Origin of the sequence: Halobaculum litoreum, from assembly GCF_030127125.1 — an archaeon.
Lineage (GTDB): Archaea > Halobacteriota > Halobacteria > Halobacteriales > Haloferacaceae > Halobaculum > Halobaculum litoreum.
Map to the genome: position 1 here is coordinate 153998 of NZ_CP126156.1, position 22875 is coordinate 176872.

Annotated in this window: 19 protein-coding genes and 2 pseudogenes; 17 read left to right on the top strand and 4 right to left on the bottom strand. The window is 70.1% G+C overall.

Features of this window, described 5'->3' with window-relative positions; genetic code table 11:
• The first annotated feature begins 63 nt into the window (after positions 1-63).
• The 15 genes and pseudogenes from P0R35_RS00875 (at position 64) to P0R35_RS00945 (ending at position 15149) form a co-directional block, all read left to right on the top strand.
• The gene (locus tag P0R35_RS00875) at positions 64-1218 is read left to right on the top strand and encodes a 5-(carboxyamino)imidazole ribonucleotide synthase (protein ID WP_284013365.1); all 1155 of its coding nucleotides are present in this window, start codon (positions 64-66) and stop codon (positions 1216-1218) included.
• Between the two features lie 25 nt (positions 1219-1243).
• Positions 1244-1867 (top strand): 5-(carboxyamino)imidazole ribonucleotide mutase, encoded by a 624-nt coding sequence (purE, locus tag P0R35_RS00880; RefSeq protein ID WP_284013366.1) that lies wholly within the window; start codon positions 1244-1246, stop codon positions 1865-1867.
• 175 nt (positions 1868-2042) lie between these two features.
• On the top strand, positions 2043-2459 hold the full coding sequence (locus tag P0R35_RS00885) for an NADH-quinone oxidoreductase subunit A (RefSeq protein ID WP_284013367.1): 417 nt from the start codon (positions 2043-2045) through the stop codon (positions 2457-2459).
• 1 nt (position 2460) lies between these two features.
• Complete coding sequence (locus P0R35_RS00890; protein ID WP_284013369.1) at positions 2461-3162, top strand: NADH-quinone oxidoreductase subunit B; 702 nt, start codon at positions 2461-2463, stop codon at positions 3160-3162.
• Between the two features lie 2 nt (positions 3163-3164).
• On the top strand, positions 3165-4835 hold the full coding sequence (locus tag P0R35_RS00895) for an NADH-quinone oxidoreductase subunit D (RefSeq protein WP_284013371.1): 1671 nt from the start codon (positions 3165-3167) through the stop codon (positions 4833-4835).
• Entirely contained in the window at positions 4832-5914 is a 1083-nt protein-coding gene (locus P0R35_RS00900) for a complex I subunit 1/NuoH family protein (protein ID WP_284013372.1), read from the top strand. Before P0R35_RS00895 ends, P0R35_RS00900 begins: the two co-directional genes overlap by 4 nt.
• Positions 5911-6372, top strand: a complete 462-nt coding sequence (locus P0R35_RS00905) for a NuoI/complex I 23 kDa subunit family protein (protein WP_284013373.1) — start codon at positions 5911-5913, stop codon at positions 6370-6372. The genes P0R35_RS00900 and P0R35_RS00905 overlap by 4 nt, the downstream gene beginning before the upstream one ends.
• Before the next feature lie 186 nt (positions 6373-6558).
• A complete protein-coding gene (locus tag P0R35_RS00910; protein ID WP_284013374.1) occupies positions 6559-6834 on the top strand; it encodes an NADH-quinone oxidoreductase subunit J in 276 nt (91 codons plus the stop codon).
• A complete protein-coding gene (locus P0R35_RS00915; protein WP_284013376.1) occupies positions 6831-7223 on the top strand; it encodes a proton-conducting membrane transporter in 393 nt (130 codons plus the stop codon). Before P0R35_RS00910 ends, P0R35_RS00915 begins: the two co-directional genes overlap by 4 nt.
• On the top strand, positions 7223-7528 hold the full coding sequence (gene nuoK, locus P0R35_RS00920; RefSeq protein WP_284013377.1) for an NADH-quinone oxidoreductase subunit NuoK: 306 nt from the start codon (positions 7223-7225) through the stop codon (positions 7526-7528). Before P0R35_RS00915 ends, nuoK begins: the two co-directional genes overlap by 1 nt.
• Before the next feature lie 4 nt (positions 7529-7532).
• A complete protein-coding gene (nuoL, locus tag P0R35_RS00925) occupies positions 7533-9587 on the top strand; it encodes an NADH-quinone oxidoreductase subunit L (protein WP_284013378.1) in 2055 nt (684 codons plus the stop codon).
• Positions 9584-11110 (top strand): annotated as a pseudogene (locus P0R35_RS00930) (complex I subunit 4 family protein); the annotation flags it as partial. The gene nuoL and the pseudogene P0R35_RS00930, both read left to right, overlap by 4 nt.
• A 67-nt stretch (positions 11111-11177) precedes the next feature.
• On the top strand, positions 11178-12626 hold the full coding sequence (locus P0R35_RS00935) for an NADH-quinone oxidoreductase subunit N (protein WP_321170461.1): 1449 nt from the start codon (positions 11178-11180) through the stop codon (positions 12624-12626).
• A gap of 150 nt (positions 12627-12776) precedes the next feature.
• Entirely contained in the window at positions 12777-14237 is a 1461-nt protein-coding gene (locus P0R35_RS00940; RefSeq protein ID WP_284013380.1) for a DHH family phosphoesterase, read from the top strand.
• Positions 14238-14312: 75 nt separating this feature from the next.
• On the top strand, positions 14313-15149 hold the full coding sequence (locus tag P0R35_RS00945; RefSeq protein ID WP_284013381.1) for a CBS domain-containing protein: 837 nt from the start codon (positions 14313-14315) through the stop codon (positions 15147-15149).
• Positions 15150-15188: 39 nt separating this feature from the next.
• Here P0R35_RS00945 and P0R35_RS00950 read toward each other — a convergent pair whose 3' ends face one another.
• The 3 genes from P0R35_RS00950 to P0R35_RS00960 all read right to left on the bottom strand — a co-directional run bounded on the left by P0R35_RS00950 (position 15189) and on the right by P0R35_RS00960 (position 16796).
• Positions 15189-15425: a DUF7543 family protein gene (locus tag P0R35_RS00950; protein WP_284013382.1), complete on the bottom strand. Its 237-nt coding sequence runs from the start codon at positions 15423-15425 to the stop codon at positions 15189-15191.
• Positions 15426-15451: 26 nt separating this feature from the next.
• On the bottom strand, positions 15452-15694 hold the full coding sequence (locus P0R35_RS00955) for a hypothetical protein (RefSeq protein WP_284013384.1): 243 nt from the start codon (positions 15692-15694) through the stop codon (positions 15452-15454).
• 124 nt (positions 15695-15818) lie between these two features.
• A complete protein-coding gene (locus P0R35_RS00960) occupies positions 15819-16796 on the bottom strand; it encodes an aldo/keto reductase (RefSeq protein ID WP_284013385.1) in 978 nt (325 codons plus the stop codon).
• Between the two features lie 116 nt (positions 16797-16912).
• On the opposite strand from P0R35_RS00960, the gene P0R35_RS00965 reads away from it, so the two are divergent.
• Both P0R35_RS00965 and P0R35_RS00970 read left to right on the top strand, forming a co-directional pair.
• Positions 16913-18568 carry an acetate--CoA ligase gene (locus P0R35_RS00965; RefSeq protein ID WP_284013386.1) on the top strand — a complete coding sequence of 552 codons (1656 nt, stop codon included), beginning with the start codon at positions 16913-16915 and terminating at the stop codon, positions 18566-18568.
• A gap of 142 nt (positions 18569-18710) precedes the next feature.
• Positions 18711-20233: pseudogene (locus tag P0R35_RS00970) on the top strand (cryptochrome/photolyase family protein).
• 24 nt (positions 20234-20257) lie between these two features.
• Here the strand turns inward: P0R35_RS00970 and P0R35_RS00975 are convergent.
• Positions 20258-22831, bottom strand: coding sequence for a heavy metal translocating P-type ATPase (locus P0R35_RS00975; RefSeq protein WP_284013387.1), 2574 nt, complete (start codon positions 22829-22831; stop codon positions 20258-20260).
• Positions 22832-22875: the final 44 nt, after the last annotated feature.

Below are 22875 nucleotides of genomic sequence, written 5' to 3' on the forward strand. Positions count from 1 at the left end.
GAACGTGCATACTCCGGGGGCATTTGAACAATCTTTATGCGCGGACCTGCCGAAGCCGCGGCCGTGAACCCGACCTGTCCCGGACCGACGCTGGGCGTCGTCGGCGGCGGGCAACTCGGCCGGATGCTCGCCGAGGCCGCCTCGCCGCTGGGCGTCGACGTGGTCGTGCTCGACCCGACGCCCGACTGTCCCGCCGCGCGCGTCGCCGAGCAGATCGAGGGGTCGTTCGACGACCCCGACGGCGTCCGCGCGCTCGCCGAACGGGCCGACGCGCTCACGCTGGAGATCGAACTCGCCGACCCGGACGTGCTGGAGCGCGTGAGCGAGGAGTTCGCCGTCCCCGTCAACCCCTCGCCGGACGCGCTCCGGACGATCCGGGACAAGCTCGTCCAGAAGCGGGCGTTCGCCGACGCGGGCGTCCCCGTCCCCGAGTTCGTCGCCGTCGACGACGCCGCCGACCTCGCGGCCGCCGTCGAGCGCTTCGACGGCTGTATGCTGAAGGCCCGCACCGGCGGCTACGACGGCCGCGGCAACCTCCCGGTCGAACCGGGCGACGACTACGAGGCGAAGCTCGCGGCGGTCGGCGCCGGGGAGGCCGGCGCGATGGCCGAGGAGCTGGTCGACTTCGAGCGCGAGCTGTCGGTCGTCGCGGTGCGCGGCGACGGCGAGCGCCGGGCGTTCCCCGTCGTGGAGAACGTCCACCGCGAGGAGATCCTCCGCGAGACGGTCGCACCCGCCCGTTGCTCTGACGCCGTCGCCGAGCGCGCCCGCGAGGTCGCCCTCGACACGCTGGAGACGCTGGACGGGCGCGGCGTGTTCGCGGTCGAGCTGTTCGAGGAGGCGGACGGCACCGTCTCCGTCAACGAGGTCGCCCCGCGCCCCCACAACTCCGGCCACTGGACCATCGAGGGGGCGACCACCTCGCAGTTCGAACAGCACGTCCGCGCCGCCCTCGGCTGGCCGCTGGGCACCGCCGACCTGCGGTCGCCGACCGCGATGGCGAACGTGCTCGGCGACGTGTCCGACCCCCGCCCCGCGGCGCTGGCGGGCGTCGGCGACGTGCTCGCCGCGCCGAACGCGAACCTCCACTGGTACGGGAAACACGAGGCCCGCCCGCTGCGCAAGATGGGCCACCTCACCCTGACCGAGGCCGACGCCGACCGCGACGACCTGCTGGCCCGCGCCCGCGACCTCCGGGACGGGCTCACCTTCGAGTGACCCGACGACGACCGACTCACCACCCATGACCTCTGTCACCGACCTCATCGACCGACTCGAATCGGAGGCGACCAGCGACGCCGACCCCGCGACGACGCCCGACGTGGGGGTGATCATGGGCTCGGACTCCGACCTCGACACGATGCAGGGGGCGTTCGACGCGCTCGAGGAACTGGGGTTCGCCGAGCAGACCGACTTCCACGACCCGCCGGAGGCCCGCTTCACCTACGAGGCGTACGTCGTCTCCGCCCACCGCACGCCCGACCTCATGTACGCCTACGGCGACACCGCGGCCGACCGCGGCCTCGACGTGGTGATCGCCGGGGCGGGCGGGAAGTCCGCCGACCTGCCGAACATGACCGCGAGCATCGCCTACCCGATCCCCGTGATCGGCGTCCCCGTCCAGGAGAAGTCCGTCGACTCGGTGATCGGGATGCCGACGGGCGCCCCCATCGTCGCCGTCGACGCGGGCAAGTCGTTCAACGCCGCGCTGTCGGCCGCCCAGATCCTCGCCCGCGAACACGACGCCGTCGCGGACGCGCTCGTCGAGTACCACGAGGGACTCGTCGGCGACGTCGCCGCGGTGTCGGCCGACCTCCACGACCTCGGCGTCGCGGGGTTCCGGGAGAAACACCGCGGCGGGGAGTAGTCGCCGCGCGGGCTGGCGATCCGGGCGGGATTTCGACCGAGCGGAGACGACAGGACGTCGCGGGCACGGGAGTCCGCCGCGAGAGCGCGCGAGACGGGCGGGAACCGCGCGCACGCGTAAGTGAAGCGCTTATGTGTGGTGGGTCCAAACCCACGTACGATACGGAGAACCCGGTATGAATCCATGGATAGCGATCGGCGCGTTGGCGGTGATGGGCGTGGGTATCCCGTTGGGGATGATGGCCGCGTCCGCGATCCTCCGTCCGAGCGTGCCGGAACAAGGCAAGAGCGCCACCTACGAGTCCGGTGAGATCCCGACGGGGTCGGCGACGGGCATCCAGTTCAACATCCAGTACTACATGGTTGCGCTGCTGTTCGTCGTGTTCGACATCGAGACGGTTCTGATCTTCCCGTGGACGGTCATCTACCAGTCCGCGCTACAGTCGGGCGTCGGCCTCGCGACGGTCCTGCTCCCGATGTTGATCTTCATCGGCGTGCTGGTCGTCGGACTCGTGTGGGCGTGGCGACAGGGCGCCGTGAAGTGGGCCTCCAGCCCGCGTGCGGCGAGACAGAAGACGGAGCGTTCCTCCTGACATGAGTAGCGACAACAGACCGTTCGTCACGGACGACAGCCAGGTACTGACCGACACCCGGGACGCCCGGATGACGGGCGAGGACAACCGCTTCAACTCGAAGCTGCGGGAGGCGTTCGGCTCCTCGCCGTTCATCCTCACCAAGTTCGACAAGTTCATGAACTGGGTGCGGGGCTCCTCGATGTTCATGCTGCAGTTCGGCATCGCCTGCTGCAGCATCGAGATGATGCACACCTACGCGGTGAAGCACGACCTCGACCGCTTCGGCGCGGGTGTGCCGCGCGCGTCGCCGCGACAGGCCGACGTGATCATCGTCCCCGGGACGATCGTCTCGAAGTTCGCGCCGCGCATGAAGCGCGTGTACGACCAGATGCCCGAGCCGAAGTTCGTCATCGGCATGGGCTCGTGTACCATCTCCGGCGGCCCGTTCCAGGAGGGGTACAACGTGATCAAGGGCGCCGAGGAGGTCATCCCGGTCGACATCCACGTCCCCGGCTGCCCGCCGCGCCCCGAGGCGCTGGTGTACGGCGTCGCGAAGCTGCAGGAGCGCATCGCCAACGGCGAGTCGTCGCCGGTGACGGTGAAGCCGTACGAGCTCGAGCAGTTCGGCGACCTCTCGCGCGACGAGATCGTCCAGCAGCTCGCCGACGACATCGACGAGGAGGACCTCGTCATGCGCTACAACTGGGCGGACTCCCCGTAACCATGAGCCTGGAAGAACCCGAGCCGGACGCGCCGGCCACCGTCGAGGAACAGTCCGCCGACGAGCTCGCCGAGCTGCTCGGCGACCACGTGATCGGCCGCGAGGAGCACCTGAACGCGCCGGGCTACGTCGTCCGGCCGGACGAGGTGCAGGCCGTCCTCTCCACGCTGAAGGAGGACGCCGGGTACGACCACCTCTCGTGTGTGACGGCCCAGGAGTACGAGGACCGCTACGAGTCCATCTACCACCTGAAGAAGTACGACGACCCGACCCAGGAGGTCTCGGTCGTCGTGCCCGCCGACCGCGAGAACCCCGTCTCGCAGTCCGGCGAGGCCGTCTTCCGCACGGCCGACTGGCACGAGCGGGAGGCGTACGACCTCGTCGGCATCGAGTACGACGACCACCCGGACCTGCGTCGGATCCTCCTGCCCGAGACGTGGCAGGGCCACCCGCTGGCCGAGGACTACGAGCAGGACCGCCCGCAGGTCGTCCCGCTGCGCGAGCACGCCAACCCGCTGCAGGAGGACCACCGCAGCGAGCAGGACACCGACACGATGTACCTCAACATCGGTCCCCACCATCCGGCGACCCACGGTGTCCTCCACCTGAAGACGGTTCTGGACGGCGAGCAGGTGGCGGACGTGGAGTCCGACATCGGCTACCTCCACCGCTGCGAGGAGCAAATCTGCCAGAACGGCACGTACCGCCACCAGATCATGCCGTACCCCGACCGTTGGGACTACATCTCGGCGGGCCTGCTCAACGAGTGGGCGTACGCACGCGCGGCCGAGGACATGGCCGACATCGACGTGCCGGAGTACGCGCAGGTCATCCGGACGATGGGCGCGGAGCTGTGCCGCATCGCGGCGCACATGCTCGCGGTCGGGACGTTCGCGCTGGACGTGTACGGCGACTTCACCGCCATCTTCATGTACGCGATCCGGGACCGCGAGAAGGCCCAGAACATCCTCGAGGACCTGACGGGCCAGCGGCTGATGTTCAACTACTTCCGCCTCGGCGGGGTCGTCTGGGACCTGCCCGAGCCCCGCGAGGAGTTCTTCGAGAAGACCCGCGACTTCCTCGAGGACCTCCCGGAGGCGCTGGAGGAGTACCACGACCTCATCTCGTCGAACGAGATCCTCCAGATGCGCACCATCGACACCGGTGTGCTGCCGCCGGAGGTCGCCAAGAGCTACGGGGCGACGGGCCCCGTCGCCCGCGGCTCCGGCGTCGACTACGACCTGCGCCGCGACGACCCGTACGGCTACTACGACGAGCTCGACTGGGACGTCGTCACCGAGGACGGCTGCGACAACTACAGCCGCCTGCTCGTGCGCCTCCGCGAGGTCGAGGAGTCCGCGAAGATCATCGAGCAGTGCATCGACCTGCTCGAGGACTGGCCCGAGGAGGACCGCACCATCCAGGCCAACGTGCCGCGCACGCTGAAGCCGGACGACGACACCGAGATCTACCGCGCGGTCGAGGGCGCCAAGGGCGAACTCGGCATCTACATGCGCTCGGACGGGACGGACAAGCCGGCCCGGTTCAAGATCCGGTCGCCGTGCTTCTCGAACCTCCAGACGCTGCCCGAGATGGCGGAGGGCGAGTACGTGCCCGACCTCATCGCCGCGCTCGGCAGCCTGGACATCGTGCTCGGTGAGGTGGACAGATGACCGGGGCGGTTCCGCTCCAACAGGGGATGCTCCCCGACACGATCGCGAACCTGCTCGGGCTGGACGCGTTCGGCATCGCCGGCGACGTCGTCGCCGCGCTGTTGGGCGCGTTCCTCATCGCCAACTTCCTGCTCATCAACACGGCGTTCGCCGGCCCGTGGGCCAAGCGGAAGATCACGGCGGCGTTCACCGACCGCATCGCGGTCAACCGGATCGGCCCGTTCGGGCTGTTCGTCATCGTCGCCGACGCGGTCCGGCTCCTCTCGAAGGAGCTGATCGTGCCCGAGGGCGCCGACCGGCCCGCGTGGGACCTGGGTCCGCTGCTCATCCCGTTCTCGGCGCTGCTCGGCTTCGCGGTCATCCCGATGGGGAGCGGCCTGCAGTTGGCCGACCCCGAGACCGGGCTGGCGTTCGCGTTCGCCGCGTCGTCCATCGCGTCGCTCGGGCTGATCATGATGGGCTACGCGTCGAACAACAAGTACAGCCTGCTCGGCGGCCTGCGCGCCGTCGCGTCCAACATCGCCTACGAGATCCCGCTGATCGTCACCGGCGTCTCCGTCGTGCTGTTCACGGGGACGCTCCAGATGAGCGAGATCGTCGCCGCGCAGGAGGCGACGTTCGTCAGCATCGCCGGCATCGCGATCCCGCAGTGGTTCGCGTTCGTGAACCCGTTCGCGTTCGCGCTGTTCGTCGTCGCCAACGTCGCGGAGGTCGGGCGCAACCCGTTCGACATCCCCGAGGCGCCGACGGAGATCGTCGCCGGCTACCAGACGGAGTACAGTTCGGTGTACTTCGTGCTCATCTACCTCGGCGAGTTCATCCACATCTTCCTCGGCGGCGCCATCGCGGCGACGCTGTTCCTCGGCGGCCCGGCCGGGCCCGGCCCGGCGGCGCTGGGGATCGTCTGGTTCACCGCGAAGATCTGGGCGTTCTTCCTGCTCACGCAGTGGCTCCGCTCGGCGGTGCCGCGCCTTCGCGTCGACCAGTTCATCGAGATCGGCTGGAAGGGCATGCTGGTGCTCTCGTTCGCGAACCTCGTCCTCACCGCGGTGATCGTGGGGGTGCTCACAACGCTATGATCGGAATCCTGAAAGGAATGGCGACGACGATGAAGCACGCGCTGGACGGCAAGACGTTCACGGTCGAGTACCCGGACGTCGCGCCCGAGGTGAGCCCGCGGTTCCGCGGGGTCCACAAGTTCTCCCAGGAGCGGTGCATCTGGTGCCGCCAGTGCGAGAACGTCTGTCCGAACGACACGATCCAGATCGTGCAGGACGACCAGCGCAACGGCGAACAGTACAACCTCCACATCGGGCAGTGCATCTACTGCCGGCTGTGCGAGGAGGTGTGTCCGGTGGACGCCATCCTGCTGACGCAGAACTTCGAGTTCACCGCCGACACGAAAGACGAGTTCGTCTACAACAAAGAACAGCTGAAGAACGTCCCCTGGTACAAGGGGATCGACCCGCTCAACTCCCGGAACCCCGACCGCGGCGCGTGGATCGGCGAGGGCGACGGCGAGGTCGACTACCAGTAGGCCGCCCCGGGTTCTCCCCCCTTCGGTTCGACGACTCGACAGCGGCGCCGCCGGGGCGGGACGGCGGCGGCCGGGACTGGTATAAAACCGATCCGGCCGAGACAGCCCGCCGGCACGCACACGCGCACCCACACGCGCAATCCGTTCTCGAAACCTTCAAACGGACTCCGGCGGGAGTTGACCGTAATGGTTGTAGAGACTATCGCGTTCGCGCTGTTCGCCCTCGTCACCGTGGGCAGCAGTCTGGGCGTGGTGCTCGTCGAGGACGTGTGGCACTCCGCACTCCTCCTCGGGGCCGCGCTCCTGAGCGTCGCGGTGCATTACGTGATGTTACAGGCGGAGTTCCTGGCCGCCATGCAGATCCTCGTCTACGTGGGCGGGGTCCTGATCCTCATCACGTTCGCCGTGATGCTGGTGCGCAGGGAGGATGAACCCGAGGCGATGGAGGTGTTCGAGGCGTGAGCGACGACCCGAACGACGGGTCGCGGCCGCGCCTGAAGCGGGACTTCAACCCCGTGCCCGGGCTGGCGGCGGTCGCGCTGTTCGCCGTCCTCGCGCTGGTGTTCCTGCAGGCCTCCTTCGGGGAGGCACAGGGCTTCGAGCAGGGGGCGTCGATCACCGCCAGTATCGGCTACGCGATGTTCAACATCGACGCGGGGGCCATCTCCGGGGCCGTCGTGTCCGGCGAGGGGTTCGTCGTGGCGTTCGTCCTCATCGCCGTCGCGCTCGACGTCGCCATCGACGGCGCGGTGTTCCTCGCCAAGAGCGAGGACGAGGAGGGCGGCATCGGCGCCGTCCTCACCGACGGGGGGCGGGAGATCCGCGAGAAGCTCCGCGGGGGTGACGACTGATGTTCGCCCCGCCCGAGGCCTACCTGGTCCTCTCGGCCGCCGTGTTCTGCATCGGCGTGTTCGGGCTGCTCACGCGCAAGAACGCGTTGTTGTTCCTGATGTCGGTCGAGCTGATGCTCAACGCGGCCAACATCAACCTCGTGGCGTTCTCCTTCTACTGGGGGAACGTCACGGGACAGACGTTCAGCCTGTTCACGATGGCGCTGGCGGCCGCGGAGGTCGCCATCGGCATCGGGATCATTCTGGTGCTGTACCGCAACTTCAAGGACATCGACGTGACGGAAGCGACGACGATGAGGTGGTAAACCCATGGCAGGAATCTTCGACTTCGCGCCGGCCATCGTACTGCTCCCGTTCCTCTCGTTCCTGATCGCGGTGGGGACCGCCCTCTCCGGGCGCGACCTCCTCCCGAAGGGCGGGGCGATCCCCGGCATCGCGGCGACCGCCGGGTCGCTCGTCCTGTCGATCGCGATGGCGGCCACCGTGGCCGGGGGCGAGGTGTACGACGCAACGATCTACACGTGGGCGGTCGGCGCCGTCCCCGGCGCCGAGGCGCCGCTCGAACTGACGTTCGGCGTGCTCGTCGACCCGCTGTCGTCGATGATGCTCGTCATCGTGACGCTCGTGGCGCTGCTGGTCCACGTGTTCTCGCTGGGGTACATGAACGACGACGGCCAGACGGGCCTGCCGCGCTACTACGCCGGCCTCGGCCTGTTCACCGCCTCCATGCTCGGGTTCGTCGTCGCCGACAACCTGCTCATGGCGTTCATGTTCTTCGAGCTGGTGGGGCTGTGCTCGTACCTCCTCATCGGCTTCCACTTCCGCGAGCCCGGCCCGCCGTCGGCCGCGAAGAAGGCGTTCCTCGTCACCCGCTTCGGTGACTACTTCTTCCTGATCGGCGTCGTCGCCGTGTTCGCGACGTTCGGCACCGCGCAGTTCGCCGGCACCGAGGCCGCGCCGGGCTTCCCGGCGCTCGCGGAGCAGGCGCTGAACGGCGAGTTCGCGGCGAACACGTTCCTCGGGCTCGGCACGCAGGCGTGGTTCACGGTCGTCGGCCTCCTCGTGCTCGGCGGGGTCGTCGGCAAGTCCGCGCAGTTCCCGCTGCACACGTGGCTCCCCGACGCGATGGAGGGCCCGACGCCGGTCTCGGCGCTCATCCACGCGGCGACGATGGTCGCCGCGGGCGTGTACCTCGTCGCCCGGATGTACGGCTTCTACGCCGTCTCCCCGACGGCGCTGGGCGTCATCGCCCTCGTCGGCGGCTTCACGGCGCTGTTCGCCGGCACGATGGGGCTGGTGAAGCGCGAACTGAAGCAGGTGCTCGCGTACTCCACCATCTCACAGTACGGCTACATGATGCTCGCGCTCGGCGCGGGCGGCTACGTGGCCGCGACGTTCCACCTGCTCACCCACGCGTTCTTCAAGGCGCTGCTGTTCCTCGGCGCCGGGTCGGTCATCCTCGCGATGCACCACAACGAGAACATGTGGGACATGGGCGGGCTGAAGGACAAGATGCCCGTCACCTACTACTCGTTCCTCGCCGGGTCGCTGGCGCTGGCGGGCATCTTCCCGTTCGCCGGCTTCTGGTCGAAAGACGAGATCCTGTTCGAGACGCTGATCCACGGGCTGGACGGCGCGCCCCTCCTGTTGCTGGGGTACGTGTTCGGCCTGCTCGCGGTGCCGGTCACCGCGTTCTACACGTTCCGGATGGTGTTCCTCACCTTCCACGGCGAGGCCCGGACGGCGGAGGCCGAAGACCCCGTCCCGGTCCGCTGGAACGTGAAGGGGCCGCTCGCGGTGCTGGGCGTCCTCGCGGCGGGCGCGGGCGTGGTCAACCTCGCGCCGGTGAAGTACCTCACGGGCTTGGAGGTCGACTTCCTCCACTCGTGGCTCGACGGCGGCTTCACGAACCTCACCGTCCACCACTACGCCGAGATCGACCCGTACTCCTCGGCGTACATCGGCGGCGAGGTGACGACGGTCCTGCTCGGCGCCGCGGTGTCGCTCGGGCTGGCGCTGCTGGGCCTCGCGCTCGCGTACCGGCTGTACGCGGTGCCCGAGCCCGTCGAGCACACGGACAAGCTCGGCGCCGCCAAGGACCTGCTGTACGACAACTACTACCAGGACGAGTATCAGGTGTACCTCGCGAACCGGGTCGTCCTCCCGTTGGCCCGCGCCGCGGACACCTTCGACCAGAGCGTCGTCGACGGGACGGTCAACGCCGTCTCCAGCGTGAGCCTGTTCTCGGGCCGGCGCGTCCGGCGCATCCAGACCGGCGTGGTGAGTAACTACGCGGCGCTGGTGACGCTCGGGCTCACGGTCTTACTCGTGCTGTTCGGCGTTCTCGGGGGGTGGTTACTGTGATCATCGAAGCACTCATCGGATTCGCGTTCCTCGCCGCGCTGGTCGTCATGCTGGCGCCCGACGAGTACGCCGGGAAGCTCGCCTTCGCGCTGAGCCTCGTCCCGGTGGTCGGGAGCCTGTACATGTGGGCCGGCTTCGACGCCGGCGGCAACGCGCTCATGGCCGGGAGCATCGCCTATCAGACGCAACTCGACTGGCTGATGCTGGCCGGCTACCAGCTGCAGTGGTTCGTCGGCGTCGACGGCATCAGCCTCCCGCTGGTCGTGTTGTCGACGGTGCTGACCACGCTCGCCATCGTCTCGGCGTGGACGCCCATCGACTCGCGCCAGTCGCAGTTCTACGGCCTCATGCTGTTCATGGAGGCGAACCTGCTGGGCGTGTTCACCGCGCTCGACTTCTTCCTGTGGTTCGTCTTCTGGGAGGCCGTGCTGGTCCCGATGTACTTCCTCATCGGCGTGTGGGGCGGCCCGCGCCGGAAGTACGCCGCGATCAAGTTCTTCGTGTACACGAACATCGCCAGCCTCGTCATGTTCATCGGGTTCATGGCGCTGGTGTTCAACCTCCCCGTCGGCTCCTTCGGGCTGCCGGAGATCACGATGGCGCTGCAGAACGGCGAACTCGGGAGCTTCGTCGGGCTCGACCCGGCGACCCTGAAGCTCGTCGCGTTCGCGGCCATGTTCGCGGGCTTCGCGGTGAAGGTGCCCGTCGTCCCGGTCCACACGTGGCTGCCGGACGCCCACGTGCAGGCGCCGACGCCGGTGTCGGTGATGCTGGCGGGCGTCCTCCTGAAGATGGGGACGTACGCGCTGCTGCGCTTCAACTTCACCATGCTGCCGGACGTGGCGACGCGCCCGCTGGTGGCGGCGGTCGTCGCGGGCGTCGCCGTGGTGTCGGTCATCTACGGCGCGATGCTCGCGTTGGCCCAGCAGGACCTCAAGCGGATCGTCGCGTACTCTTCCGTCTCGTCGATGGGGTACGTCATCCTCGGCCTCGTCGCGTACACGGGGCTGGGCATCGGCGGCGCGACGTTCCAGATGGTCGCCCACGGGCTCATCTCGGGGCTGATGTTCATGGCGGTCGGCGTCATCTACAACGTCACCCACACGCGCATGGTGGGCGACATGTCCGGGATGGCCGACCGGATGCCGATCACGACGGGCATCCTCATCGCCGGCGCGTTCGGCTACATGGGCCTCCCGCTCATGGCCGGCTTCGCGGCCGAGTACTTCATCTTCCAGGGGGCGTTCGCCTCGACGGTGATCCCCTCGGCGCCGCTGTTCACCGCGGCGTCGATGTTCGGCATCGTCATCGTGGCGGGCTACCTCCTGTTCGCGATGCAGCGGACGCTGTTCGGGGAGTTCCGCCTCGACTCGGACTACGAGGTCCACCGGGCGGCGTTCCACGACGTGGCGCCGCTGGCGGTGCTGCTGCTGTGTACCATCGCGCTGGGCGTCGCGCCCGGCATCTTCTTCGACATGATCACTGACGCGATCGAGCCGGTGGTCGCGGTCGTCGGGGGGTGGTGCCTGATGGAGCCCGTGCTCCTCCAGGCCGACCAGCTTCCCGCAGTGGACCGCGCTCGCGCCGGCGCTGGCGCTCGCACTGACCGGACTGCTGCTCATCGTGATCGACAGCGTCGACCCCGACAGCTCCAACCCGGCGCTGTTGGCCGGCGTCGGCACCGTCGGCTCGCTGGCCTCGCTGGGCCTCGCCGGCTGGTTCCTCTCGGCGGGGACGGGCCAGCCGAGCACCGACGGCGCCATCGCGCTGTTCGGCGACGCGCTCGTCGTCGACGGGATGACGCTGTTCTTCCAGGCGCTGTTCGCCTCCGTCACCGCGCTCGTCGTGGTCGCGAGCTACGACTACCTCCACGACCGCGCGTACCAGGCGGAGTTCTACTCGCTGGTGTTGTTCGCGGCGACCGGGATGTCGCTGATGGCGGCGGCCAACTCGCTGGCGGTCGCGTTCGTCGCGCTCGAACTCGCCTCGCTGCCGTCGTACGCGCTCGTCGCGTTCCTCAAGCGCGACACGGGCAGCGTCGAGGCGGGGCTGAAGTACTTCCTCATCGGCGCGCTGTCGTCGGCGGTGTTCGTGTTCGGCATCTCGCTGGTGTACGCCGCGACCGGGAGCTTGCTCCTGCCGGACGTGTACGCCGCGCTGTCGGGCGACATCGCCGGCCTCGACGGCGTCGCGGGCGTCGGCATCCTGATGATCGCCGGCGGCTTCGCGTTCAAGACCGCCTCCGTCCCGTTCCACTTCTGGGCGCCGGAGGCGTACGAGGGCGCGCCCGCGCCCGTCTCCGGGTTCCTCTCGTCGGCCTCGAAGGCGGCCGGGTTCGCGCTCGCGTTCCGCGTGTTCGTCACCGGCTTCCCGGTGGACGTGGGGATCGACTGGGTGCTGTTGTTCCAGATCCTCGCGGTCGTCACCATGACGCTCGGGAACTTCGCGGCGGCCACCCAGGAGGAGGTCAAGCGGATGCTGGCGTACTCCTCCATCGGCCACGCGGGCTACGCGCTCATCGGCCTCGCCGCCTTCACCGGCGGCGCCGGCGGCAACGTGCTCGGCGCGTCGATGGCGCACCTCCTCGTGTACGGCTTCATGAACACGGGGGCGTTCCTCTTCGTCGCGCTCGCCGAGCAGTGGGACATCGGCCGCACGTTCGACGACTACGCGGGCCTGTCGGAGAAGGCGCCGCTGGCGTGCGTCGCGATGACCGTGTTCATGTTCTCGCTGGCGGGGCTGCCCCCGTTCGGCGGGTTCTTCTCGAAGTACTTCCTGTTCGCCGGCGCCGTCGAGGCCGGCTTCTGGTGGCTCGCGGCCGTCGGCGCGGTCAACAGCGCGCTGTCGCTGTTCTACTACAGCCGCGTCGTGAAGGCGCTGTGGCTGAACGACCCGTCGAGCGAGTTCGAGCTCGGCTCGACGCCGACGGCGCTGTACGCCGCGGTCGTGTTCGCGGCCGTCGCGACGGTGCTGCTGCTGCCCGGCTTCGCGCCCGTCATCGAGACGGCGCAGTCGGCCGCGGTCGCCATCCTCCCGTAGAGGGGACGGCGACCGGCGGCCGCACCCGCCGCGGGTTCGCTGCCGTTTCTCCGACGCGCGTTCGCCCCCAGCGGCGGCCGTCGACGGCCGCGCGCCGGCGGCGGCGACGGAGGACGGCAGGGTTTTCCGCTCCCGGTCCGAGGTGGTTCTGTGATGCGTCGGCTGGTGCTGGGCTGTGGCTCCGTCGGCTCCGAGGTGGTCGAGGAGCTCACCGGCCGCCCCGGGGAGCTCCACGTGATCACCGGCGACAGCGGCCGCGCGACCGCGCTGCGCGACGAGAACGTCTCGGCGGTCGAGGCGGACCCGCACGACCCGGCGAACTACCCCGACACCGCCGACCTCGTGGTCGTCGCCGGCCCGTCGACGACGGGGAACCTCACGGCGGCCGACCGCGCCCGCGAGCGGTACCCCGACGCGGTGATCGTCGCGTACGCCGGCGAGGAGGCCACCGAGGCCGACCTCCGGGCGCTGCGCGAGGTCGCCGACCGGATCATCGACCCCATCGGCGCGACCGCCGACCGCGTGCTCGAGGTGGCGACGGGGGCGACCGCCGACCGCCTGCGCCGCATGGTGCGGGCGCTGCGCTCGGTCGACGGCACGCTGGCGGTCGTCGCCCACGACAACCCCGACCCCGACGCCATCGCGGCGGCGGTGGCGCTGGTCCGGATCGCCCGGTTCGCCGGCACGGACGCCGAGGCGGTGTACTACGGCGACATCTCCCACCAGGAGAACCGCGCGCTCGTGAACCTCCTCGACATCGAGATGCGGCGGCTCGACCCCGACGTCGACCCGCGCGAGGAGTTCGCGGCGTTCGCGCTCGTCGACCACTCGCGGCCGGGGGTCAACGACAGCCTCCCGACGGACATCGAGCCGGTGGTCGTCGTCGACCACCACCCGCCGCGCGAGCCGATCGACGCGGGGTTCATCGACCTGCGCGACGACGTCGGCGCGACGTCGACGCTGTTGGCGGAGTACCTCGACCGGTTCGGCCTGCGACCGGACAGCCAGGTGGCGACGGCGCTGCTGTACGGGATCCGCGTCGACACGAAGGACTTCACCCGGGAGGTGAGCGAGGCCGACTTCGACGCCGCCGCCAAACTGCTGGCCGACGCCGACGCGGACGTGCTCGAACGGGTGGAGACGCCGAGTCTCAACCCCGCGGTGTTGGACGTGCTCGCGCGCGCCATCGAGAACCGCGAGCGACGCGGCAGCGCCCTCGCGTCGTGCGTCGGGGAGATCACCGACCGCGACGCGCTCGCGCAGGCCGCCGACCGCCTGCTCGACATGGAGGGGGTCGACACGACCCTCGTGTACGGCTTCCGCGACGGCGTCGTCTACGCCTCCGGGCGCGCCCGCGGCGCCGGCATCGACCTCGGCGAGACGCTGCGGGACGCGCTCGACCAGATCGGCTCGGCCGGCGGCCACGCCGACATGGCGGGCGCGCAGATCCCGCTGGGGATCCTCGGCGACGTCGAGGAGGGCTCCAAGGAGTCGCTGACGGAGATCGTCCGCGACATCATCGCCGGCCGCTTCTTCGAGACGCTGGAGGACGCCCCGGCGGCGCCGCTCCGGTCGAGCGAGCGGGTCGTCGCGTTCCCGGACGAGGACTGACGCACGGGCCCCCGGGAGTCCGCCCCGACCCGTCGGGAGGAACCCTTACGCCGCCCGCCGTCGAACCGCCGACGAATGAGCGACGCCGCCGCGGACACGTCGAAGGCGAAGGTGCGGGCGTACATGACCCGGGACGTGGCGACGGTGTCGCCCGACGACACCGTTCGCGAGGCCGTCGAGCGGATCATCGACAGCAACCACAACGGCTTCCCCGTCACCGACGGGCGCACCGTCGTCGGCTTCGTCTCCGCGCGCGACCTCCTCTCGGCGGACGCGGACGCCCCGCTGTTCACGGTGATGAGCGACGACATCATCGTCGCCCACCCGGAGATGAACATCACCGACGCCGGGCGGGTGATCCTGCGGTCGGGGATCCAGAAGCTCCCCGTCGTCGACGACGCGGGCAACCTCGTCGGGATCATCTCCAACACCGACGTGATCCGCTCGCACATCGAGCGGGCGACCCCCGAGAAGGTGGGGAAGCTGATGCGGACGCTCGAGGAGATCCACGGCGTCTCCACCAGCGAGGAACGCCGCCGGGTGTCGCTGGCGGCCCTCGTGCCGACGCAGGCGCGGGTGTACGCCGACGAGCTGGAGGGGCGCCGCTACGAACTGGAGCGCGGGCTCGCCGAGCCGCTGGTCGTCATCGACAACCCCAGCGCGAGCGGCGAGGTGGAGGACGACGGGACCCTCGTGTTGGCGGACGGCCACCACCGCGTGATGGCGGCCCACCGGCTGGGCATCGAGGAGATGGACGCGTACGTCATCGTCATCGCGGACCACGTCGAACTCGGGATGGAGAAGACGGCCCGCAAGGAGGGGCTCACGTCGATCGCCGACATCGAGGTCGTCGACTACGCGCGCCACCCGCTGGTGGAGACGACCAAGCGGTTCCAGGACGGCGACGACTGAGGCGGCGGCGGCCTCCCGGGCGTCGTCCGCGCCCGGGCCTCACGCGTCCTCGGGGAGGTCGAACTCCCGTTTCCACGCGTCGACGAGCGCCTCGGCGGCCTCGCGGTCGGCGACGCGTTCGCGGCGGTACGCCCGACCGTCGGGCGCCTGTTCGAGGCGGTCGAGCCGGACGACGTAGCCGCCGCCGCGCCGCTCGCGCACCCGGAGGGTCGCGAGTCCGTCCGAACGCTCCCACTCCTCGTACCGGTCGACCGTGTCGACGGGGGTCCAGGGCACGGTGGGTGATCCGCCGTCGAACGCCGTCAACGCGGCGGTTCGGCCGGCGGCTCCGGGCGCGTCGACGGGTCGCGACCGGCCGCGTCGACCTCGGCGGCCGCGTGCGGTCGGGAGACGCCGGCGCCGAACGGCCGGACGGCGAAGGGACGGTCGACGCGGCCGCAGTCGGGACACACGGGGTAGCCGAGCCGGTCGTAGTCGATCCACGTCGACGGCGACTGCCGCCCGCAGCAGCCACACTCGAACGTCGCTGTCTCCACGTACACCATGCGTGGTAACTGGGAGCACGGCACTTAGGTACGCACCGCATAACGGCGGGCAGGGTGTGCGTGCCGCCGATCCCGGGTCGAGCCGTCGTCGGCCGGTTTCGGGGGCGCGCGGACGGCTCGACGCCTACTCGTGCCCGGAGACGCGCACCGGTTCGTACGGCTCCTCGAGGTACTCGACGTCGGACGACGACAGCGACAGCTCGAGCGCCTCCACGGCGTCCTCGAGGTGTTCGACGCTCGTCGTCCCCACGATGGGCGCGTCGACCGCGTCCTGCTCGAACAGCCACGCGAGCGCGACCTGTGCCATCTTCACGCCCTTCTCGTCGGCGAGTTCGGCGACGCGGGCGTTGATCTCCTCGCCGCCGCCCTCGAGGTACGGGTGGCGACGCGCGTGTTCCTCGCTCTCGCCGCGGGTCGTCGCGTCGAGTTCGTCGACCGGCCGCGTGAGCCACCCGCGCGCGAGCGGCGACCACGGGACGACGCCGACGCCCTCGCGCTCGCACAGCGGGAGCATCTCGCGCTCCTCCTCGCGGTACAGGAGGTTGTAGTGGTTCTGCATCGTCACGTACCGCTCCAGCCCCAGCGCGTCGGCGGTGTGGAGCGCGTCGGCGAACTGGTGGGCCCACATCGAGGAGGCCCCGACGTAGCGCGCCTTCCGGTCGCGGACGGCCTCGTCGAGCGCCCGCACCGTTTGCTCGACGGGCGTGTCGTAGTCCCAGCGGTGGGTCTGGTACAGGTCGACCGTCTCCATCCCGAGGCGCTCCAGCGAGTTGTCCAACTCCTGTTGGATCGCCTTCCGGGAGAGGCCGCCGGAGTTGGGGTCCTCGGAGCGCATCTGGAAGTACCCCTTCGTCGCGACGACGAACTCGTCGCGGTCGTACTCCGCGAGCGCGTCGCCGAGCACGCGCTCGGAGGCGCCGTCCGAGTACATGTTCGCGGTGTCGAAGAAGTTCACACCCAACTCGACGGCGCGGTCGACGAGTTCGCGGCCCGCCTCCTCGCCGAGCACCCAGTCGCGCCAGTCGGGGTCGCCGAAGCTCATGCAGCCGAGACAGATGCGCGAGACGGTCATCCCCGTGTCGCCGAGGGTGGTGTACTCCATGTCGCGAGCCTCGCGGGGGGACGACTAAAACACGGGTGTCCGTGGCACACCGGCCGCCCCCGGTGCGTGCCAACGGGACCCAAACGATTATTCCCGATACTGTCCACGGTCAGCGTATGCCGGTCGACTACGACGCCGCCGTCGCCGACTTCGAGTGGGACATCCCGGACGACTACACCCTCCCGGCGGTGATCGAGGGCCACGCGGAGGCGTACGGCGACCGGGTCGCCGTCACGTTCCTGGACGACGAGGGGACGCGCGCCGAGCGGACGTACGCGGACATCCACGACGACACGAACCGCTTCGCCAACGCCCTCGAGGAACTTGGCGTCGGGGAGGGCGACCGCGTCATGCACCTGTTCCCGCGCCACCCCGACGCGTTCGCCGTCCAACTCGGCGTGTTGAAGCGGGGGGCGCTGCTCGTGCCGTGCTCGGAGATGCTGAAGCCGAAGGACTTGGCCTTCCGCGCGAACGACTGCGAGGCGACGACCGTCGTCGCCCACGAGTCGCTCGTCGACATGGTCGACCCGATCGTCGACGACACGCCCGTCGACACCCTGATCTGTCTCGACGGGAGCCCCGAGGGCTGGCACGCGTTCGACGACCTGCTCGACGGGCGGGCGACCGAGCACGACGGGCCCGCGGTCGGCGCACAGGACCCCATGAGCATCAACTACACCTCCGGGACGACGGGCCAGCCCAAGCCCGTCCTCCACAAGCACCGCTGGATGCGCGCGTTCGAGTTGGTGAACGCGCCGTACTGGTGGGGCGTCACCGCGGAAGGGACGGACGCGCCGGGCGTCGCCGCCGACGACGTCGACCTCGACGAGGAGCTGCTGTGGGCCACGACCGGCACCGGGTGGGCGAAGTGGTTCTGGTCGCCCGTCGGCGTCGGCATCACCACCGGCGCTCGCCAACTGCTGTACGAGGGCGAGTTCGACGCCGACGAGTTCCTCTCGGTGATGGAGCGCGAGGGCGTCACCCGGCTGTGTGCCGTCCCGACGCAGTACCGGATGTTCACCCAGACGGACCTCTCGAACTACGACCTCGAGTTGAAAGAGGCGCTGTCGGCGGGCGAGCCGCTCAACCGCGAGCCGATCGAGGCGCTCCAGGAGGCGTACGGCATCACGCCCCGCGACGGCTACGGGCAGACCGAGACCGTCTGTCTCGTCTCCAACTACCCCGGGATCGACGTGAAGGAGGGGTCGATGGGGAAGCCGACGCCCGGCCTCGGCACCACGATCATCGACACCCAAGAGGAGGAGGAAGTCGAGCCCGGCGAGATCGGTGAAGTGGCGGTGCCGGTGGGCTGTCCGGGCATCTTCGAGCAGTACTACGAGAAGCCCGAGCTCGACGCGAAGACGTTCTCGGGCGACTACTACCGCACCGGCGACCTCGCCCGCGAGGACGAGGACGGCTACTTCTTCTTCGAGGGGCGCGCCGACGACATCATCCTCTCTGCGGGCTACCGCATCGGCCCGTTCGAGGTGGAGGACGCGCTCGTCTCCCACGAGGCCGTCGCCGAGGCCGCGGCTGTCGGCTCCCCCCACGAGGAGCGCGGCAACGTCGTGAAGGCGTACGTCGTCCTCGCGGCCGGCTACGAGGGGAGCGACGAGCTGACCGCCGAACTGCAGGAGTACATGAAAGCGGAGACGGCGCCGTACAAGTACCCGCGCCGGATCGAGTACGTCGACGAGCTGCCGAAGACCTCCTCGGGCAAGACGCGCCGGATCGAGCTGCGCCAGCGCGAGGAGGAGCTGTTCGGGGAGTAAGCCGCGACACCGCGGCCGCCGCCCGGCCCCCGACGCCCCGCCACAACGACCTTACGCTCGCCGTCCGTGGGATCGCTATCGACCCGCCCGCCGGCACCGCCTTCTCACCGTCCCACCACCCACGAAGCCCCACCCACCCCCAATGACCGTCTGGCTCCTCGGCGACCAACTGCACCGCGACGCCGCACCGCTCCAGTCCGACGACCACGTCCTCATGATCGAGGCGCACAACTTCGCCGAGCGCATGCCGTACCACCCGCAGAAGCTCACGCTCGTGTTCTCGGCGATGCGCCACGCCCGCGACGCGCTCCGCGCGGACGGGTACGACGTGACGTACGTCGAGGCCGAGTCGTTCGGCGACGGGCTCGACCGCTACTTCGAGGCGAACCCGGGCGACGCGCTCGTCTTCCAGCGCCCCCCGAGCCACGGCGCCGGCGAGCGCCTGCGCGACATGGTCGAGGCACGCGGCGGCGACTGTACGCTCGTCGCCAACGACGGCTTCCTCACCACTCCGGCGGAGTGGGACGACTGGGCCGACGCGAACGGCGGGTCGGGCGCGACGTACCGACAGGAGCACTGGTACCGCCACGTCCGCCGCGAGACGGGGGTCCTGATGGACGGCGACGACCCCGTGGGCGGCGAGTGGAACTACGACGACGAGAACCGCGAGACGCCCCCCGAGGACTGGTCGCCGCCGCCGATCCCGGAGTTCGAGCCCGACGCGATCACGCGGGAGGTGCACGCGTTCGTCGCCGAGCGCTACGACGACCACTGGGGGGAGTGGGGACCTCGCGGACTTCGTGTGGCCGGTCACCCGCGAGCAGGCGCTGACGGCGTTGCAGCACTTCGTCGAGGTGCGCCTACCGGAGTTCGGGCCGTACCAGGACGCGATGGTCGAGGGGGGAGTGGGCGCTGGACCACTCGCTGCTGTCGCCGGCGATCAACCTCGGCCTGCTCGGCCCGCGTGAGGTCGTCGACGCGGCGGTCGACGCCTACGAGGACCCGGAGACCGACGTCCCGCTCAACTCCGTCGAGGGGTTCGTCCGGCAGGTGATCGGCTGGCGGGAGTTCATGCGCCACGTGTACCGCGAGTCGATGCCGGCGATGGGCGAGGCGAACCAACTGGACCAGACGCGCGACCTCCCCGAGGCGTACTGGACCGGCGACACGGACATGGTGTGTCTCTCGGAGGCGGTGGGGCACGTCCGCGACCACGGCTACGCCCACCACATCGAGCGCCTGATGGTGCTCGCGAACTTCGCGCTGATCTACGGCGCCGACCCCCACGAGCTGAACCGCTGGTTCCACCTCGGCTTCGTCGACGCCTTCCACTGGGTGACGACGCCGAACGTGGTGGGCATGGGAACGTTCGCGACGGACGCGCTCTCCTCGAAGCCGTACGCCTCCTCCGCGAACTACGTGAACGGGATGAGCGACTACTGCTCGGGGTGTCCGTACTACCACACCAAGACGACCGGCGAGGGTGCCTGCCCGTTCAACGCCCTCTACTGGGACTTCCTGAAGGACAACGAGGAGACGCTCCGCGGGACGGGGCGAATGGGGCTGATGTACTCCCACGTCGACGGGAAGGACGACGAGGAGTGGGCCGCGATCCGGGAACGCGCCGCCGAGGTGCGGGAGATGGGCGCCGACGGGACGCTGTAACCGGGAGGACGGACGCCGACGGGCCTACCGGAACCGACCGAAGATCCGGTAGCGCTCGTCGGGGTCGTACGACCGGAACGCGAGGCTGTTCGCCAGCACCGACACGCTGGAGAGCGCCATCGCCCCCGCCGCGAGGACCGGTTGGAGCAGCCCCAGCGACGCCAGCGGGATCATCGCCGTGTTGTAGCCGAGCGCCCAGAACAGGTTCTGTTTGATCTTCGAGAGCGTCCCCTCGGAGACGTTGATCGCCTTCACCACGTCGTACGGGTCCGAGCGCATCAGCGTCACGTCCGCGGCCTCGATGGCGACGTCGGTGCCCGAGCCGATGGCGACGCCGACGAACGCCGAGGCGAGCGCGGGCGCGTCGTTGACGCCGTCGCCGACCATCATCGCCCGCGAGCCGTCCGCCTGGATCGCCTCCACGGCGTCGGCCTTGTCCTCGGGGAGGACGCCCGCACGGACGTTGTCGGGGTCGACGCCGACGCGCTCGGCGACCGCGCGGGCGGTCCGCTCGTTGTCGCCGGTGATCACGTGGACCGCGACGCCGCGCTCGCGCAGCGCCGCGACGGCGTGTTCGGCCGACTCGCGCACCTCGTCGGCGACCGCGAGCACGCCCAGCAGCTCGCCGTCGAGCGCGACCAGCATCGCCGTCTTCCCCGCCGACTCCAACTCCCGCATCGCGTCCATCGCGGGCTCGGGGTCGGCGCCGTCGTCGCGCAGCAGCTCCGGCTTGCCGACGGTGACGGTGCCGTGTTCGGTGCGCGCGCGGATCCCCTTCCCGGAGACGTTCTGGAGCACCTGGAGCTCGCCGGGCTCGACGCCGCGCTCGCGGGCGCCGGCGACGACCGCCTCGGCGATGGGGTGTTCGCTGCCGTGTTCGGCCGTCGCGGCGGCGGCGAGCAGGCGTTCGGCCGGGTCGTCGGTCGGCTCCGCTTCCTCCCCGGCGGGCGCGGCGCCGTCGGTCGCGGGCGCGACCGGGCGGACGTCGGTGAGCGTCATCTCGCCGCGGGTGAGCGTGCCCGTCTTGTCGAACACGACGGTGTCGACGTCGCGGACGCGCTCCAGCACGTCGCCGCCCTCGAACAGGACGCCGTGTTGGGCGCCGATGCTCGTGCCGACCATCGTCGCCGCCGGCGTCGCGAGCCCCAGCGCGCACGGACAGGCGATGAGCACCGCCGAGGCGAACACCAACACCGCGAACTCCGTGACGCCGACGGCGGCGGGGCCGCCGGCCGCGAGCCCCCACAGCGGGAGCGCGCCGACGACGCCCGCGAGCGTCTCGGGCGCGAGGAACCACACCCCGCCCCACAGCAGGGCGTTGGCGATGACCGCGGGGACGAAGTACGCCGAGATGCGGTCGGCGAGGCGCTGGATGTCGGGCTGGCGCGACTGCGCCTCCTTCACCCGCTTGACGATCTGCTGGATCGCCGTCTCCTCGCCCACCTTCGTCGCCTCGACGACGAGCACGCCCGTCTCGTTCACGGTCGAGCCGATCACCTCGTCGCCGGCCGCCTTCTCGACGGGGACGGACTCGCCGGTGACCATCGACTCGTCGACGGCGGACTCGCCCTCCCGGACGACGGCGTCGGTCGGCACCTTCTCGCCCGGCTTCACCTTCAGGCGGTCGCCGACGGCGATGTCCTCGATGGCGACCTCCTCCTCGGTGCCGTCGTCGCGGACGCGCGTGGCGGTGTCCGCCTCCAGCTCCAGCAGCGAGCGGATCGCGGCGCCGGCCTGCGACTTCGAGCGCGCCTCGAGGTAGTTGCCGAGCGTGATGAACACGAGGATGAGCGCGGCCGTGTCGAAGTACAGCCCCGCCTGCGGGAGCACGCCCGACAGCGCGACCACGGAGTAGCCGTACGCGGTGGACGACCCCAGCGCGATGAGCACGTCCATGTTGGCGCGGCGGTTGACGACGAGCGCCGTGTAGGAGTTCTCGTAGAACTCGCGGCCGAGGACGACCTGCACGGGCGTCGCGAGCGCGAACGCGACCCAGCCGATCGCGAGTCCCGTGCCGGGGATCGTCTCGGGCAAGGTGCCGGGCGCGAACAGTTCGAACACGAGCATCGCCAACAGCGGCACCGACAGCGCCGCCCCGAACAGCGTCAGTCGGCGCTGGCGCGTCAACTCGGCGGTGCGGGCGGCGTCCTTCGCGGACTCGGCGTCGCCGTCGTCGTCGCGGATCGGCTCGTACCCCGCCGCCGCGACGGCGTCGTAGACGTCCTCGCGCGTCGTCACCGACGGCGCGTAGCGCACGGTCGCCTCGTCGGTCGCGAAGTTCGCGTCGACGGCGACGACGCCCGGGAGGGCGCCGACGGCGTCCTCGATGGTCGCCGAGCAGTTCGCGCACGTCATCCCGGTGATCCCCACCGTGACCGTCTCGGCGATGGGGTCGTAGCCGGCCGACTCGACGGCGTCGAACAGGTCGGCCAGCGAGACGCGCTCGGGGTCGAACTCGACGGTCGCCTCGTCGGTGGCGTAGTTGGCGCTCACCTCGCCGACGCCGTCCAGATCCCGGACGGCGTCCTCGATGGTGGCGGCGCAGTTGGCGCAGGTCATGCCGCCGACGTCGATCGTCACGCGGTTCCGGTCACTCATACCACCTAGTACGGGGGCCCTATTCATGCGGTTTGTGCCTTCGA

Bases quoted from the DNA above. Each gene is read 5' to 3' on its own strand.
- purE (WP_284013366.1), top strand. From the start codon at position 1,244: ATGACCTCTGTCACCGACCTCATCGACCGACTCGAATCGGAGGCGACC.
- P0R35_RS00885 (WP_284013367.1), top strand. From the start codon at position 2,043: ATGAATCCATGGATAGCGATCGGCGCGTTGGCGGTGATGGGCGTGGGT.
- P0R35_RS00890 (WP_284013369.1), top strand. From the start codon at position 2,461: ATGAGTAGCGACAACAGACCGTTCGTCACGGACGACAGCCAGGTACTG.
- P0R35_RS00895 (WP_284013371.1), top strand. From the start codon at position 3,165: ATGAGCCTGGAAGAACCCGAGCCGGACGCGCCGGCCACCGTCGAGGAA.
- P0R35_RS00900 (WP_284013372.1), top strand. From the start codon at position 4,832: ATGACCGGGGCGGTTCCGCTCCAACAGGGGATGCTCCCCGACACGATC.
- P0R35_RS00905 (WP_284013373.1), top strand. From the start codon at position 5,911: ATGATCGGAATCCTGAAAGGAATGGCGACGACGATGAAGCACGCGCTG.
- P0R35_RS00910 (WP_284013374.1), top strand. From the start codon at position 6,559: ATGGTTGTAGAGACTATCGCGTTCGCGCTGTTCGCCCTCGTCACCGTG.
- nuoK (WP_284013377.1), top strand. From the start codon at position 7,223: ATGTTCGCCCCGCCCGAGGCCTACCTGGTCCTCTCGGCCGCCGTGTTC.
- nuoL (WP_284013378.1), top strand. From the start codon at position 7,533: ATGGCAGGAATCTTCGACTTCGCGCCGGCCATCGTACTGCTCCCGTTC.
- P0R35_RS00945 (WP_284013381.1), top strand. From the start codon at position 14,313: ATGAGCGACGCCGCCGCGGACACGTCGAAGGCGAAGGTGCGGGCGTAC.
- P0R35_RS00955 (WP_284013384.1), bottom strand. From the start codon at position 15,694: ATGGTGTACGTGGAGACAGCGACGTTCGAGTGTGGCTGCTGCGGGCGG.
- P0R35_RS00960 (WP_284013385.1), bottom strand. From the start codon at position 16,796: ATGGAGTACACCACCCTCGGCGACACGGGGATGACCGTCTCGCGCATC.
- P0R35_RS00965 (WP_284013386.1), top strand. From the start codon at position 16,913: ATGCCGGTCGACTACGACGCCGCCGTCGCCGACTTCGAGTGGGACATC.
- P0R35_RS00975 (WP_284013387.1), bottom strand. From the start codon at position 22,831: ATGAGTGACCGGAACCGCGTGACGATCGACGTCGGCGGCATGACCTGC.